This window comes from Candidatus Enterococcus myersii (assembly GCF_017316025.1).
GTDB classification, from domain to species: domain Bacteria; phylum Bacillota; class Bacilli; order Lactobacillales; family Enterococcaceae; genus Enterococcus_C; species Enterococcus_C montenegrensis.
Genome location: NZ_JAFLVT010000012.1, coordinates 1 through 15,283 on the forward strand (window position 1 = coordinate 1; position 15,283 = coordinate 15,283).

Sequence of the window (15,283 nt, forward strand, 5' to 3'; positions counted from 1 at the left end):
GATTTAATACTAACACCAACTCCTAAGAAAAACACTAAGAGCAAATACAAAAATAGCAGCAGATTCGTCCATTACGATAAAAGAACCAATAAAAGAGAAACTAATCCGGCCGTAATAAAAGAAAGAATCAGAATACCATAATAGATTTTCAAAATAACAGCCCATTCTTTGATCCTATTAAGCTCAGCTATTTCCTCCTCAATCATTCATCAATCCACCTGCTCTTTCTTCTTCTTGGGATCAATACTCTTTAAAAACCTCTCCTCCAACACCAATAAATGACAATAAACATCATCCATTGACCAGCCTGAAGAAAGGCTTAGACAATACAAAAAATCACAAGGCAACGTTTTTACTGCACGGTTTCTAGTTACCCAGCTTGCTACTGTACTCTGCTTATATCCATGCAACTCACAAAACTGCTCTACTGTCATACCTAACCGCGAAATAATAAACACATTGATCGGGTAGGGATATACAAAGGTATTGATACTCATAGTCAGAAAGACCTCCCAGCATATTATTACGTTTGCAATAATAGTACTACTCTTTCTTAAGACCAGCAAGCAAGGCGGAGAAAAATAAGAAACGTATCATAGATATAATGTAAAAGGCAATTTGCACCTTTTAATTTCAACCTGTATCGATCATGAACAGATCTGTTTGCACGCCGATCTTATTGGGGTCTATCAAGCGTTTCAGTGCTGTCTGGATAAAAGTATATTCTCTTCCAAAAGCTTCTGAGATCGCAGAGAAATAAGCCTCCTGGCTTTCTTTTTTTAGCCGGATAATGGAGCGCATCAATCCATGTATCGAAGCTAGCATAATACCTCCATTCCTACCAGCACGAACACGAAAATGAATTTTGTTCTCTTCTTTTAACTGCTTCAGTACTTTGTCCAGGGAGCGTTTTGGGATCTTTAAACGTTCAGTTAACTCTTTTTTTGTAGAAATAATGTATGGTTTTTCTTCATAGGATTGCTCATTCAAATAAGACAATAGATCTTCTGCCCATTCATGACTATGAGAATACTTTCGTACTGCTCGCTCTTTCTTAAACTTCCACCAACCCCGTTTTTTGTTGAATAGTTGCTCTTCAGAAAGATTGGCATCGACCCACTCTTGGCATAATAGGACAATTTTTTCTCTGTGCGCTGCTTGATATTTTCCGGAGTAAGCGGAACGAATGATTCTGGTTAATTCTCGATCAGATAAAGGGTTAGCCAAGCGGTCATTGAATTCTAACATCGTCAATTCACATGCTTCTACTTCGTATCCTGACGAAAAGTATGCCAAAGACAAGGTGAATATGACATTATTTCGACCGTATACGCCCTTTTCACCTTGTATTTTTTGACTTTTTAGCAACAGCTGGAACCAAGGTTCATCAACTTGACGAAATTCTTGAGTAGATGGCAATACAAAAACGTTCTTGATCTCCGCTTTTTTATCCGCATCTTCTCTCATTGACCAGTCGATCCATTCTTCGAAACGATAACGATACTGTGGTTCAAAGAATAAAACATTCTCTTCAGAAGGCATTCGTGTGATCCCAAAATGATTGGCATTTACATCAACAGGAAACCGATAATCATTTGAAAATTTGTTTCTTAGATTTTTTGAGATCATTTTAGCCACATTGATCACTTTAAAATTTGATTTCTTCGTCACGTATGCAGGCTTGTCTAGTACATAGAAAGCTTGAAATCCATGCGGTGTACGTAAAATCATTGTAGGCATAAAGCCGATCTCGTGACTGGCTAAGATAATTTCTCCGTAGTCAAAGTTTGGATCCAATGTGTCAAAATCAACAAAGAAAGTATTGATTTGGCGTAAATTGTCCTCCGAATGACCTTTTGTAAACATTCTGGCTTCATCAGCATACGTTCCATAGCGAAATACATTTGGTGTCCAATGAGTGAATCGATTATTGTTTTCGATCACCCCTTCTTCTGAAGTGATCACTAGTCCAATCCCCTCGATCATGTGTTCCTTTGAACGGTACGCAAAAATAGCCCCCTTCCCCGACTGATCACTAAAAGAGACCGGTTTTAGGTGGCTGTTTTTATATTTGAATTTACGGATACCATTTTGTAATACCGTCGAATATACGACATCTAAAGAAGCTGCCATGACTTTATTCCTTCCCAAACTAAAAAAGAACACAAATAATCTTAAAGATTTGTGTTCTCCCAATAGCTTAGAAGTCTTAAATGAATGACAAAATAAGCGTGTATATATTGAGTTGCTCGTCAAAAAATGGTAGAATAAGTCTGTAAGTTCGGATTGTCAGTCCGAAAAACTTATCAAAATTACATAAGTGGTTGTCAGCCACTTACATAACTTCTGAGACGAGCGAGAACACATAGGCTCTTTATGTGATTCAGATAGAATAGTGAGGCCAATTTCACTTTTTTATCCGTCTCTTTTTTTTTATGTAATTTTCTTTTAAAGTGTAAACTTTTTTTTAATGCTGTAAACCTTTTTTTTATACTACAAAGTTACCCTATTTTTAAACATTTGTAAAGATTATCAAGTGATTTGATTATAAATTATATTTTATAAAATATAATTTATAAAATATAATTGACAACATATTTCCTTCTGGTATAATGTTCTTAGACAGATATATATATTATATTTTGCAATTTATATTTTATATTTTATAAACGGGAGGTTTGTTTAATGGAATTATCGCAAGAAAACTTGAAAATTGTTTTTGAATATAGAAATGTCGTCAGAAGACCATTAACTATTACTGTAGCAAATTCCAAGGGCGGAGTAGGTAAAACTACTATTATAAGATACTTGAGCTACGTACTTGCTAATATGGGATTTAAAGTGTTGGTAGTGGATGCCGATCCGCAATCAAATACTACAAAGACAATGTTGTTGACTAAAAATTATCACTCTAAAGACGATGACATTTTCATTATTGAAAAAACTATGCTAGCTGGAATCGTTGAACGAGATTTAAAACAATTAGTTCTTCCAATAATTGAAAACTTGGATTGCATTCCATCACATATAGATTTTAAAAACTTTCCAAAATATTTAACTAAGCTTTATGGAGACGCTATAGAAGGAATAGACGCTGATTATATCGAGGTCGAAAAAAACAGAATTTCAGTCTTGAAAGATTTACTTGAACCAGTCAAGCCGGATTACGATTTTGTTCTCATCGATACCCCACCTACTATGTCTGATTTCACTAGGAATGCTGCTTACGCTTCTGACTATATTATTATGGCTTTTCAAACTCAATCTGACAGCTTAGATGGCGTTGAAGATTATATATCAGAAGAAGTCACTCCACTTGTTGAAAAATTTGATTGTAAGACTGAAATAGTTGGAATACTTCCAAATCAGTTGAGTAAAGGTAGTATAGATCGCCAAGTTGTCAATGATGCTATCGAAAAGTTTGGTGATCAAAACCTTTTTGATAATATTTTACCACATGTTAAGCGAGTGCAAACAACACCGAGGACAGGTTTAAATACTGACACTTATTGGGACAAACTTGCTTATGAAGAAGTTTTTGTACCTTTAGCAAAAGATTTCATTCATAGAATAAAGTTATTCGAAGGAGAAAACTAACATGACCGATAATGTAAAACCAGGTTTCTTTTCAAAGCAAAAACCTGATAATTCTTATAAAGAAATCCCTAAACCGAAATCAGCATTTACTTCTGACAACACAGATTTACTAGAAAATATTCACCCTGAAGAAGACGTATTAAAGATAAACAACAAGTCGCTTGGTATACCAGCCATAGTCTGGTGCGAATTTACTGCTTTGCTTGATACTACTGATAATGATTATACCTATGAACTACTCGAAGAATTAATTCACGAAAGAACTGCACGTTTCGATCACAATCAAAAAACAACCTACAACCGAATATTAGAGCGTAAGAAAGATCAGGAAAGAGAACGGATATATAAGAAAGAAAAAAGGAAGAAGATATAAATCTTCTTCCTTTTTTATATTTTGTAAAGTACAATTTATAATTTATATTTTGCAAATTATAAATTGCAACAAAAATTAAGTTTTTAAATACAATTAATTACTCGCTGGCAAAGGTTTTATAAATATTATTTTATAATTTATATTCTATATTTTATAATTTATAAATATAACCAGCCGTGTTCTCTTGACTATAAAAGCGAACATGTGTTCTAATGCGTATATAAAACGTATCTTTTTTTAGAAAAGGGGATTTATCATGGCTATGCAATTTGGCGTAAATCCAAGGTTTGACTCTACTAAAGAACCCTCACGAGATATTCTCTGTATCGACTGTAAGTCATTTTATGCATCCGTAGAATGCGTAGAAAGAGGACTAAATCCTTTAAAGACAAAGTTAGTGGTCATGTCCTATCCTTCAGACGATCCTTCTCAGCGAGGAAGTGGGTTAATCCTGGCATCGAGTCCGGCCGCAAAAAAAGCCTATGGAATTTCTAATGTCAGTCGATCACGAGATCTTCCTTTTCCGTATCCGGAAGACCTCGTGATTGCACCTCCACGTATGGCACTTTATATGCGCAAAAATATGGTGATTAACAACATCTACAAAAAGTACGCTGACGAGCAAAATCATGCTGTGTATAGTATAGATGAGAGCTTCTTAGACGTTACTGATTCACTAAAATTGTTTGGCACAAAGAATGCCCGAGAATTGGCTAAAATGATTCAAATCGATGTATTTAAACAAACAGGAATCTATACTACGATCGGGATTGGCGATAATCCATTGCTGGCCAAGTTTGCGTTGGATCTTGAAAGCAAGAAAAATCCTGACATGAAAGCTGAATGGCGATACGAGGACGTACAAGAGAAGCTTTGGTCTGTTAAAGAAATAACAGATGTGTGGGGGATTGGCCACCGGACAGCAATCAGACTGAACCGAATGGGCATATTTACTATGCATGATCTGGCACACGCAAATTATTATCAGCTGAAGCAAAATTTTGGTGTCTTAGGTACTCAACTATATGCACACAGCTGGGGCATCGATCGATCATTCTTAGGTCAGAAATACAAAGTAAAATCTAAGTCGATAGGGAACAGTCAGGTGTTAAACCGTGATTATACACGTCGAAATGAAATAGAAATTGTAATCAAAGAAATGGCTGATCAAGTAGCAACAAGATTGAGAAGATCGGGAGCTAAAGCTGAAGTCATATCTTTGTGGATCGGATTTTCAATGGGCTATGTGGATCGATCAGGGAGTAGAGGGTTTCACCAGCAAATGAAGGTGCCAGCAACCAATAGCAGCAAACAAATTGCAAACTACTTACTGCAGATATTTGATCGTCATTACAAATACCAGGATATTCGAAATGTGGGAGTAAACTGTTCAAAGCTCGTTTATTCTAATGCTTTGCAGCTTGATCTCTTTGAAGATCCGAACGAGCAAGTAAAAGACTTAAAAATCGATTATGTTGTAGATACCATACGCAAAAAATTCGGATTTAAGTCGATCGTTCATGCAAATAGCATTATGGAAGGCGGACGTGCGATTGCTCGCAGCAGTCTTGTTGGAGGGCATGCAGGCGGTATGTCTGGAATTGAAGGTGTTGAAGGTCATGGTAAAACGTACTAAGAAAACTTTTATAGACTATAATCAATACAGAGATCGCCCATTCGGATTGAAGTGGGCAACGGCTTACGCCATGGATGATCTTATGAAAGGTGTTATAGAAAACGAAGCCTGGGCTACAAAAGAAGTTGTTGGTTTGGAGTTAATGACCCGTGAGGAAATCGACGCAATACTATCAGAATCGTTCCTTTATCGCAAGCCCATATCGCTACAATTAAATACCAAAGACGAATTTGGTCGATTTTTGGATCCGGTCCAAGGTCAGTTTCTAGGTGAAGCATATGAAGACTATTTTGTACTGAATGAACAACTGATCTATTGGACAGACGTCCGGCACATTTCTATAAAAAAAGAAGAAAAATGGTTCAAAGTTGATTATTTTCAGGACGAAGATTCGATTCGAAACAAACAAAAGAAAAAAGAAGGTAAAACAGAAAAAGAGATCAAGTTGATCAAAAATGAGTACTATCAGGACTTTGCAGATGATGATTGAAGATCATTGTCCATCATTTGACTTTGAAATCGCCTTAGAATAGCTCTCTGACACACGTTTTTTAAATAAATTAGAAAAGGAGGGGGAGAATATGTGTGGAAGATATTTTTTTGATTTATCTTCAAATGAATTAAGAAGCTACTATGACCACGTCGTTTTAAATACTACAGGTAAACATATTCGTGTTGGTTTTAATGAAATTTTTCCAACTAATTATATAGTAACACTAGGACTTAATCAGGATTCAAGAGTAGTACCAGGAATCACTCAGTGGGGTTTCCAAGGATTTAAGCCTGGTCAACTTATGATCAACGCACGTTCAGAAACAGTAGAAGAAAAGAAGACTTTTTCTAAAGCCTTCAGAGAAACTCGCTGCGTCATACCAGTCTCCGGATTCTATGAGTGGGATTCCGAAAAACGAAAACTATTGTTTACTGCAGGGGATAATGATGTTTTTTATTTGGGAGGATTTTATCGTGTGCATAAAACAGGTGCAGGATTTGAAACGGAATCGATTATTATGACGACAAAACCTAATGATTCTGTATCCCCAATACATGATCGTATGCCGCTTATTATTCAAAGAGATCATATAAAAGATTGGATCACAGATCTGGATTTCGCACGTAACTATCTTACAGCTGATATGCCAGAATTAACTCGTACTGAAGTAGCAAAATAAAAAAGAGCGGATCTTTTAGGAAGTGCAACTACTTTTTGATACAAAATAAAAAGAGCAGCTCATTTAGTTGTTTTTATTCGATAATCTACCGGCGAAAGATAATCTAGTTTTGCTAAAATTCGTTGATTATTCCAAAAATAGATGTAATTTTCTACGATATCGATTACTCTAGTATTAGAGCTTATTGGCTCAGTGTTTATGTAGAACGTTTCAGACTTTAACGAGGAGTGAAACGATTCTATTGGGGCGTTATCTGAGGGTGTTCCTTTACGGGACATGCTTTGGATAACGTTTTTTTGTTTGACTAACTCACAAAATTCTTTGGACGTGTAAGTCGCTCCTTGATCACTATGCAAGATTGTTTGCGAAGACAACGTCCCTAACTGATTCAAAGTATCCACGACTAATTTAGTATCCGGATGGTGAGACAACTTATAAGCAACGATCTCACTATTAAACGTATCCATAATGGTTGAAAGGTACATCATAGACTTGCCAAATAGCAGGTAAGTAATATCCGTGGTTAATTTTTTTAACGGCTGTGCAGCGGACCAATTTTTCTGAATATGATTATCAAAAGTTTGATGTTTCTCCCCAACATGACGATGCTTTTTTACTTTCGCTAGACAATTCCATCCTCTTTTCCGCATGATACGCGCAACTGTATTGATACCGATAGCTATCTTCCGACTTAGAAGTGCGTGGATTTTTCGATAGCCAAATAAGAAATAATTTTCTTTTGATAGCTGATAGATTTGTTCTTCAATAGAAGTCAATTTAGCGAAATTTCTCTCTCGATTTCGATAGTAAGTACTTCTGGATAGACCAAATAATTGGGTCATTTTTGTTATTGGGAGAATTCCCACCTGTTTATTGATGAAATGAATGATTGATTCTGTCGTCACCGTCCTTTCTTTCCGAAAGAATTTTTTTAAAAGCTCTAACTCTTTTTGCGTATTTTCCAATTTTTGCTCAAGAGTGACTGCTTGTTTTGAAAGGCGACCTGAAGAAAGTGATAGGCGATTTATTTCGCCAGTTAAATACCATTTTTTCCAGTTGTACAGCGTCCCTTTACTGGGAATATGAAACTCTTTTCGAAGTGCGGTTGGAGACTCTCCGTCCAACAAGCGCTCAACGATCTGTATTTTCAATTCTGTAGGATAAAAATTATGTTTTGCCATAGGAAAAGCACCTCCAAATTTAGTTTACTAAATTTGAGGTGCTCTTTTTTAATTGTATCTAATTATAGTGGCAGTTCCTTATAGATTCGCTCTTTTTTCATTGCTATGTTTAATTTTATCTAGTATCACTTCAAATGTTTCAAAGGTATCTATATCTAACTGACACAACCAAAGCAGATACTCCTTTTCTTTGTAACTCCAGTCAACAGCGGGGTAGGAGGAGATCAGATTTTTGTATCTAGCTTTTTGCTCATTTGAAGCTAGTTGCCAACGCCTTTCAAATATTTTTTCTTCTTCCATGATTAGCGGCCCTCGGTTACTAAATGATACTACTAACTATACTCTACGTCGTTTAGTGTGTAGTAATTCAAATCTAAAGTGTAATCTACTGATTCAAAAATTAAGGCTTTCCCATCATATTCCACTGAAATTTTACAGATAAAAGGTACGTCATGTTTTTCAAATGCTTTCCCATAATGAATCTTAAAATAAGATTTTTCTTCTGAATCCCAATAGGATTGTTCTTCATCCATTTCTTTAATTATAACCTATAAAACTACTAAAAGATAAAATATATTTGCACGTTTAAAGTGTACCCTAAATACACATTGAAATCATGTTGAAAAATCTAGCGTGTCAATTTCCTTTTTAAATGGCGGGATTTTTGCCTCGATAAATGACATTTTAGATTTAATCTATAAGTAAAGTACAAAAAATCATTGAACAAGCAATACCTATTATTTTTTTAATAGTTTCAATTGGAATACCATTCAACATCATAATCTTAAATAAAAACTAGGCATTCAAAAAAAGATTGATAGAAAATGAGAGAAAGAAAGGGTTCAAAAAGTGACTCCAACCGAAAAAATAGTTACTAGGAATCCTTGACGACCATTCTGTTAGGAAAGTCTGTCATGATTTTTAGTAACTATTTATCTGCAATACTCGGTAATAATGTGTCCAAAACTTGACTTAAATTCATTTAGATAGTTGTCATATATATACTCAGTTCTTTTTTTAATTGTGGTTGCACATGAACACCAACGATTTGCTTTACCAACTGTCCGTCTCTCAAAATAAGCATCGTAGGAATGCTTTGAATGCCGTATCGTCTAGCAATTTCTGGATACTCGTCTATATTCACTTTACTAATTTGTAATTCTGCTTCCGTATATTCTTTCTCCAGTTCTTCCAAAATTGGGGTTTGCATTTTACATGGTCCGCACCAAGGAGCCCAAAAATCAACTAGATGTAAGCCTTTTTTGATTGTTTGATCGTAGTTTTTTTCTGTTAATTCTTCCATATGTTTTTCCATCCTTATTTTTTGATGATCATATTAATAGCTTGCTCCACTTTCTGTGATTGTTTATCTGAATCTAATTCCGGATTATCTAAACACGACTTCAAATTTTCAGCAACAATCATTCCCATAATCCGGTCAACACTCGATCTAACAGCACTTAATTGGGTGATTACATCAATACATTCTTTTTCTTCTTCAATCATTTTCTGAATCCCACGCATTTGACCTTCTGCGCGCTTTAAACGATTCAGAATACTTTTATCACAAGTCCCCATAGGTTAATTCTCCTTTCCACGCTGACATCCCCCCCATTACATTGACTACTTTATATCCTTCACTACTTAAAAAATCACAGGCCATTGCTGAACGTCCGCCAGATTGACATATAACATAGTATTTTTCATCTTTATTTAACTGATCGATATGTTGTTCTAATCCGCTTAAAGGAAGTGCTTTAGCGGATGGAATATGCCCTCTTTCAAACTCATCGGCTTCTCTAACATCAACAATTGTCAATGATTCTGTTTTGGACTTTTGATAAAATTCATCTACACCAATTGAACTAAACATAGTCTACATCCTCCAATCTCACTGCTTTATATAAAGAAAATGCACCATCTAAGTTTTCTACTTTAAATCCAGCTTGTTTTAAAATTCTCTCGCCGACATAACTTCTCAAACCACTATGACAACTTATGATATATTCCTTTGTTGGATCTAATTCAGAAACACGGCATCGTAAATCATTTAGCGGAATATTAATTGCTTCTTTAAAACGCCCATTGGCTAATTCGCTTTCTTCTCGAACATCCAATAAGATCTTTCCTTTAGCGAGTTCGTCTGTCAATTCATGCCATTGGATCGTGTTACTTAATCCTTCAATCTGATTTAAAGCGACATACCCAATCATATTGACCGGATCTTTTGCAGCTCCAAATGGTGGTGCATAAGAAAATTCTAATTCAGGTAAATCAAAAACAGTAAGCCCGCCTTTAATCGCTGTAGCTAGAATATCGATACGCTTATCAACCCCTTTTTCACCAATTCCTTGAGCGCCATAAATTTCACCCGTTTTGGGATTATACATTAATTTTAAAACTATTTCTGTCGCTCCAGGATAGTAACCTGCATGATCTTTTCCAGAGATATGAACAACTGCCACATCAAGTCCAGCCAGTCTAGCAACACGTTCACTTAACCCTGTGGAAGCAGCACTCAAACCAAATACACGAACAATTGCCGTACCAATACTTCCTTTATTTTTGCGATTCAATCCAGCAATAACATCTGCTACCTGTCTGCCTTGTCGGTTAGCTGGAGAAGCCAAAGAAATAAGGGCATCTTCACCAGTGATTTGTTGCTTGACTAAAATCGCGTCTCCTACTGCATAAATATCTGAAAGATTCGTTTGATAATTATTATCAACCAAAATTCCTCCACGTAATCCTAATTTGATTCCTGCATCTTTTGCTAAAGTATTTTCAGGTTGAACTCCTACTGACAAAATAGTTAAATCTGATTGCAACTCAGTTCCATCTTCTAAAATAACTAATTTTCCTTGATTTCTAAATTCTGCAGCCGATTGAGAAGTAATCACTTCTACTCCTTTGCTAACTAATTCATTTTTAACAAAAGCAGCCATTTCTTCATCTAACGGAGGCAAAACATGAGGGGCTTTTTCAATAAGAGCTACTTCCAAGCCACGTTTTTTTAAATTTTCTGCCATTTCTAACCCAATGAATCCAGCACCGACCACAATTGCTTTTTTAGGATTTTCCTGATCTATGTTAGTCATGATTTTATCCAAATCTGGTACATTTCTTAAACTGTAAACATTCGTTGCTTCGGCTAATCCAATAATCGGTGGAATAAATGGTTTGGCTCCTGGGGATAGAATCAACTTATCATAAGATTCTGTCGTTATTTGACCACTGTGTTTAATTGTGACCGTTTTATCCACGGGATTGATTGCTATCACTTCATGATGTGGTCTCACATCTAAATTAAAACGTGCACGTAAAGCCTCTGGTGTTTGAACTAATAAACTTTCTCTCGCTTCAATTTCTCCAGATACATAGTAGGGTAATCCACAATTGGCAAATGAAACAAATGGCCCCTTTTCTAAAACAACAATTTCAGCATCTTCCATTAATCGACGTAATCTAGTCGCAGCTGACATTCCTCCAGCGACTCCACCTACGATAATAATTTTTGTCATAATTATTTTCCTCCTCTTATTTGACCGGTCCATTGGCTCATGCCACCACGAATATTTACTACGCTATAGCCTTTTTTTTGTAATATTTTTGCGGCTTTTTTACTGCGCATCCCAGATTGACAAATCACATAAACTTCCTCAGTCAAACTTCCTTTATAGCCATCGACCTTATTTAGCGGAACGTTTTTAGCTTTCGATATATGCCCTGACCGGTACTCATTTGGTGTGCGTACATCAAGTAAATGAATTGTGCCTTTCATTTTTTCTTGCAACTCAGTTACTGAAATGCTTGCTACTGTATTAAAAAATTTAAACATACTATTTCCCCCTTATTAAAACATCTCAATATACCCCTTAAGGTATATTAAACTACGAGTCCAATTAAATGTCAACTTAAATGTCAACAGGATTTATTTTCTAATAAATAAACGCAGTGTTTTCAAAGCAAAAATTGACTTACATACCCATAAAGGGTATATTTTTCTTTGTATATAAAGATAAACTATACGTATCAATATTCCTTTTAGCAAAGATAGGAATTAATTAACTACAGAATAGGAGCTAAAAATATGTCTAAAAAAATTGTCATTATTGGCGGTGTTGCAGGTGGTGCAACTGCTGCGACTAGACTTAGAAGATTAAATGAAAAGGACGAAATCATTCTTTTTGAAAAAGGAGAATATATTTCATTTGCTAATTGTGGTCTACCTTATCACATAGGTGGTACGATTAAAAATCGTGAAGATCTTTTATTACAAACCGTAGAAGGTATGAGCGAGCAATACAATTTAGATATTCGCAATTTTTCTGAGATTACAGCCATTGATCCCCAGAAAAAAAACGTTTCTGTTTTAAATCATCAAACAAAAGAAACCTATGTAGAGTCTTTTGACAAACTAATTATTTCAACAGGCGCCAAAGCAATTATCCCTCCAATTGAAGGTATTGAACAGGCAAAAAATGTCTTTAGTTTACGAAATATTCCTAACACGGATCAAATCAAAAACTATATTGAAAGAAACAAAGTGAAGGAAGCAACGATTGTAGGTGGAGGATTCATTGGATTAGAAATGATGGAAAATCTGATTGATTTAGGAATTCAAGTGAATCTTGTAGAAATGTCTTCTCAAGTTATGCCAAACATTGATTTTGAGTTAGCTCAGATTCTTCATTCTCAAATAAACCTGCACGGCGTCAATTTGATTCTAAATGATGGTTTAAAAGCTTTTTCAAAGCAAGGAAATGAACTAATACTAACTAGTGGAAAAACGTTAACAACTGACTTAACAATTCTTTCTATTGGAGTGACTCCTGAAAGCTCTTTAGCAAAAGAAGCAGGTATAGATATCGGACTTCGTGGTGCTATCAAAGTAAGCAAGAAATTAGAAACGAACTATCCATATATTTATGCAATAGGAGATGTTATTGAAGTAACTGATTTTGTTAATCAACAGCAGACGATAATACCTTTAGCTTGGCCAGCTAATCGACAAGGAAGACTTGTAGCAGACATTATTAATGGGTTTGATGTAGCATACCCTGGAACTCAAGGTACTTCTGTCGCCAAAGTATTCGAGCTAACAGCTGCTTCTACTGGAAATTCTGAGAATACATTGAAAAGATTAGGCATTGATTACAAAAGCATTCATATCCATCCCAATTCACATGCCAGTTACTATCCAAATGCAAGCCCAATCGCTCTAAAACTATTGTTTACTCCAGACGGAAAAATATTAGGGGCTCAAGCAGTCGGAACAGACGGTGTGGAGAAACGAATTGATGTTATTTCAACTGCAATGAAGTTTGGTGCAAAAGCTGACCAATTAGCTTCTATTGAATTAGCTTACGCTCCTCCCTATTCTAGTGCAAAAGATCCAGTTAATATGCTAGGCTATACTGCTGATAATCTATTGAATCAAAAGATAGAAACATTTGACTGGCAGGAGATACCTGCTCTTCTTGAAAAAAATGCTTATCTACTAGATGTACGAGAAGAATTTGAATTGGTAACGGGTGAGCTACCAAATAGTCATGTAATTCCTTTAGCAAAACTTCGTTCTAGGATCGATGAGATCCCTAAAGATCAAACAATCTACGTCTATTGTCAGGTAGGCCTAAGAGGATACAACGCCGCACGAATCTTAATGCAGCGTGGTTACTCTGTTAAAAATCTTGATGGCGGTTTTAAAACATACAAACAAGCAACTTATCGCCTTAGTACACCAAATACTAACATCACAAGCAATCAGAACAGTGACATAGATTCAGTTGACTCAAGTAAACTAATCTCTATTGATGCTTGTGGCCTACAGTGTCCAGGGCCTATTTTAAAAGTAAAAGAAACTATTGATAGAATGAAAAACGGAGAAACACTAGAAATCCAAGCTAGTGATTTTGGATTCATCACAGATATTGAAGCTTGGTGTAAAAACACTGGTAACACACTAATTGGCAATCAATTGATCGGTTCTAAAGTAGTTGCTAAAATTACCAAAGGAACCGTAGCAGCACATGAAACTAAAACCCATTCACTTCCCTCCGAGGGAATACTTCATGAAACTAAAAATGGTGCTACGATGGTTGTTTTTAGTGGTGACTTAGATAAAGCCCTTGCTTCAATGATTATTGCTAGTGGTGCGGCAGCTATGGGAAAAGAAGTCACTATTTTCTTCACATTCTGGGGTCTAAGTATTCTGAAAAAACAAAAAGTAAAAAAACGTGGGCTGGCAAAAATGTTTGATATTATGCTCCCAAATAGCGCTAAAAATCTGCCTATTTCAAAAATGAATATGATGAGTATAGGCTCTAAAATGATGCAAAATGTCATGAAACAAAAAAATGTTGATTCTCTGGAAGTAATGATTGAAAAAGCAAATAACTTAGGTGTTAAATTCATTGCTTGCACAATGAGTATGGACATCATGGGTATTGACCGTTCGGAATTGTTCGATTTTGTAGAGTATGGTGGTGTCGCAACGTATCTTGGTGATAGCGAACATTCTAATTTGAATTTGTTTATTTAAAAGTAACTGGTGCATTTTATCGGCTTAACTTCTCTTTCTATTAACTCCAAGCGTAATGTTCATCTTGATTGAATTCAATCATTATTAGTTTAAAACTTCTTCGTACCAGGGCATAAAAATTTATCTATTCGTAGAAAAGCCAGAAAATAGTTCGGTTTGATTTCTGAGAAAAAGTTAGATGAAATTACAAAAGAACACGGAAAATTTGAACAGCTTTCTACTAAAATATCAAGTCTTTAGAAAGCAGAACCGGACAAGAAGCTTAAAGGAAAAAATAGAAAAGGGATTTGGGATTATCCATAAAAATATGTTGAAAGTATTATTTTCAGTTCAAATGGCGTGTTTCTTTTCGCGATATTCAGGTGAACTGTTCAATTTTGATAAACTTTTTTGCACTGCTTTTCGGAATAATCGGGGTTAGAAGAAATTTTGTAACCACTGGAAGCAACTTTTATATAGGACAATGAAATTTACTCAAAAATAGTTGGATGATTTTTATTTGATTCTAAGAATGTCATAAAAATAAGTGTACAGAAAATGACCATTTTCTGTACACTGAATTCAAACTAAATAATTAACGATTTTTCTATGCGTCATTTATTGAGGTGAAAATTCCGCTATCTGTACATGAAAACCGAGCATCTAACCATCAAATATCTCAATAATTTGATTGAACAAGATCACCAACCGATCAGATTTCGGAATAAATTTTATCGCAGCTCGCGAACAAATAAAAAAATTAAACTAGAGGCTTATTTAGTTTCGTCGATTGTAAAATTA

At 35.4% G+C, this 15,283-nt stretch carries 17 protein-coding genes; 6 read left to right on the forward strand and 11 right to left on the reverse strand.

Going from position 1 to position 15,283, the window contains the following annotated elements:
* Window positions 1–71: 71 nt before the first annotated feature.
* The 3 genes from JZO76_RS14215 to JZO76_RS09230 form a co-directional block, all read right to left on the reverse strand.
* Window positions 72–206, reverse strand: a complete 135-nt coding sequence (locus JZO76_RS14215) for a hypothetical protein (protein WP_277988647.1) — start codon at window positions 204–206, stop codon at window positions 72–74.
* Between the two features lie 3 nt (window positions 207–209).
* Window positions 210–497, reverse strand: coding sequence for a type III secretion system protein PrgN (locus tag JZO76_RS09225; protein ID WP_161999969.1), 288 nt, complete (start codon window positions 495–497; stop codon window positions 210–212).
* Window positions 498–633: 136 nt separating this feature from the next.
* Window positions 634–2,133: a primase C-terminal domain-containing protein gene (locus JZO76_RS09230; protein WP_206903794.1), complete on the reverse strand. Its 1,500-nt coding sequence runs from the start codon at window positions 2,131–2,133 to the stop codon at window positions 634–636.
* Between the two features lie 552 nt (window positions 2,134–2,685).
* Between JZO76_RS09230 and JZO76_RS09235 the strand changes: the two genes are divergently transcribed.
* The 5 genes from JZO76_RS09235 (at window position 2,686) to JZO76_RS09255 (ending at window position 6,778) form a co-directional block, all read left to right on the forward strand.
* Entirely contained in the window at window positions 2,686–3,597 is a 912-nt protein-coding gene (locus tag JZO76_RS09235) for a ParA family protein (RefSeq protein WP_029485251.1), read from the forward strand.
* Window position 3,598: 1 nt separating this feature from the next.
* Window positions 3,599–3,970: a hypothetical protein gene (locus JZO76_RS09240; protein ID WP_125395860.1), complete on the forward strand. Its 372-nt coding sequence runs from the start codon at window positions 3,599–3,601 to the stop codon at window positions 3,968–3,970.
* A 256-nt stretch (window positions 3,971–4,226) separates the two neighbouring features.
* On the forward strand, window positions 4,227–5,606 hold the full coding sequence (locus JZO76_RS09245; RefSeq protein WP_206903795.1) for a Y-family DNA polymerase: 1,380 nt from the start codon (window positions 4,227–4,229) through the stop codon (window positions 5,604–5,606).
* Window positions 5,590–6,096: a hypothetical protein gene (locus JZO76_RS09250; RefSeq protein ID WP_206903796.1), complete on the forward strand. Its 507-nt coding sequence runs from the start codon at window positions 5,590–5,592 to the stop codon at window positions 6,094–6,096. Before JZO76_RS09245 ends, JZO76_RS09250 begins: the two co-directional genes overlap by 17 nt.
* A 91-nt stretch (window positions 6,097–6,187) precedes the next feature.
* Window positions 6,188–6,778 carry an SOS response-associated peptidase gene (locus JZO76_RS09255; RefSeq protein WP_071130048.1) on the forward strand — a complete coding sequence of 197 codons (591 nt, stop codon included), beginning with the start codon at window positions 6,188–6,190 and terminating at the stop codon, window positions 6,776–6,778.
* Between the two features lie 59 nt (window positions 6,779–6,837).
* On the opposite strand, the gene JZO76_RS09260 is transcribed toward JZO76_RS09255, so the two are convergent.
* The 8 genes from JZO76_RS09260 to JZO76_RS09295 all read right to left on the reverse strand — a co-directional run bounded on the left by JZO76_RS09260 (window position 6,838) and on the right by JZO76_RS09295 (window position 11,797).
* The gene (locus JZO76_RS09260) at window positions 6,838–7,959 is read right to left on the reverse strand and encodes an IS3 family transposase (protein WP_206903797.1); all 1,122 of its coding nucleotides are present in this window, start codon (window positions 7,957–7,959) and stop codon (window positions 6,838–6,840) included.
* 78 nt (window positions 7,960–8,037) lie between these two features.
* Window positions 8,038–8,259, reverse strand: a complete 222-nt coding sequence (locus JZO76_RS09265) for a hypothetical protein (protein ID WP_206903798.1) — start codon at window positions 8,257–8,259, stop codon at window positions 8,038–8,040.
* Window positions 8,260–8,291: 32 nt separating this feature from the next.
* Window positions 8,292–8,492 (reverse strand): hypothetical protein, encoded by a 201-nt coding sequence (locus JZO76_RS09270; protein ID WP_014748757.1) that lies wholly within the window; start codon window positions 8,490–8,492, stop codon window positions 8,292–8,294.
* Between the two features lie 449 nt (window positions 8,493–8,941).
* Window positions 8,942–9,262, reverse strand: a complete 321-nt coding sequence (trxA, locus tag JZO76_RS09275) for a thioredoxin (protein ID WP_206903799.1) — start codon at window positions 9,260–9,262, stop codon at window positions 8,942–8,944.
* A 14-nt stretch (window positions 9,263–9,276) separates the two neighbouring features.
* The gene (locus tag JZO76_RS09280; protein ID WP_004271065.1) at window positions 9,277–9,537 is read right to left on the reverse strand and encodes a metal-sensitive transcriptional regulator; all 261 of its coding nucleotides are present in this window, start codon (window positions 9,535–9,537) and stop codon (window positions 9,277–9,279) included.
* Window positions 9,524–9,832: a rhodanese-like domain-containing protein gene (locus JZO76_RS09285; protein ID WP_004271068.1), complete on the reverse strand. Its 309-nt coding sequence runs from the start codon at window positions 9,830–9,832 to the stop codon at window positions 9,524–9,526. The genes JZO76_RS09280 and JZO76_RS09285 overlap by 14 nt, the downstream gene beginning before the upstream one ends.
* On the reverse strand, window positions 9,825–11,480 hold the full coding sequence (locus JZO76_RS09290; RefSeq protein ID WP_017866940.1) for an FAD-dependent oxidoreductase: 1,656 nt from the start codon (window positions 11,478–11,480) through the stop codon (window positions 9,825–9,827). Before JZO76_RS09290 ends, JZO76_RS09285 begins: the two co-directional genes overlap by 8 nt.
* 2 nt (window positions 11,481–11,482) lie before the next feature.
* Window positions 11,483–11,797, reverse strand: a complete 315-nt coding sequence (locus tag JZO76_RS09295; protein WP_004271064.1) for a rhodanese-like domain-containing protein — start codon at window positions 11,795–11,797, stop codon at window positions 11,483–11,485.
* A gap of 252 nt (window positions 11,798–12,049) precedes the next feature.
* Here JZO76_RS09295 and JZO76_RS09300 point away from each other — a divergent pair, with 252 nt between their 5' ends.
* Entirely contained in the window at window positions 12,050–14,503 is a 2,454-nt protein-coding gene (locus JZO76_RS09300) for a CoA-disulfide reductase (RefSeq protein ID WP_206903800.1), read from the forward strand.
* Window positions 14,504–15,283: the final 780 nt, after the last annotated feature.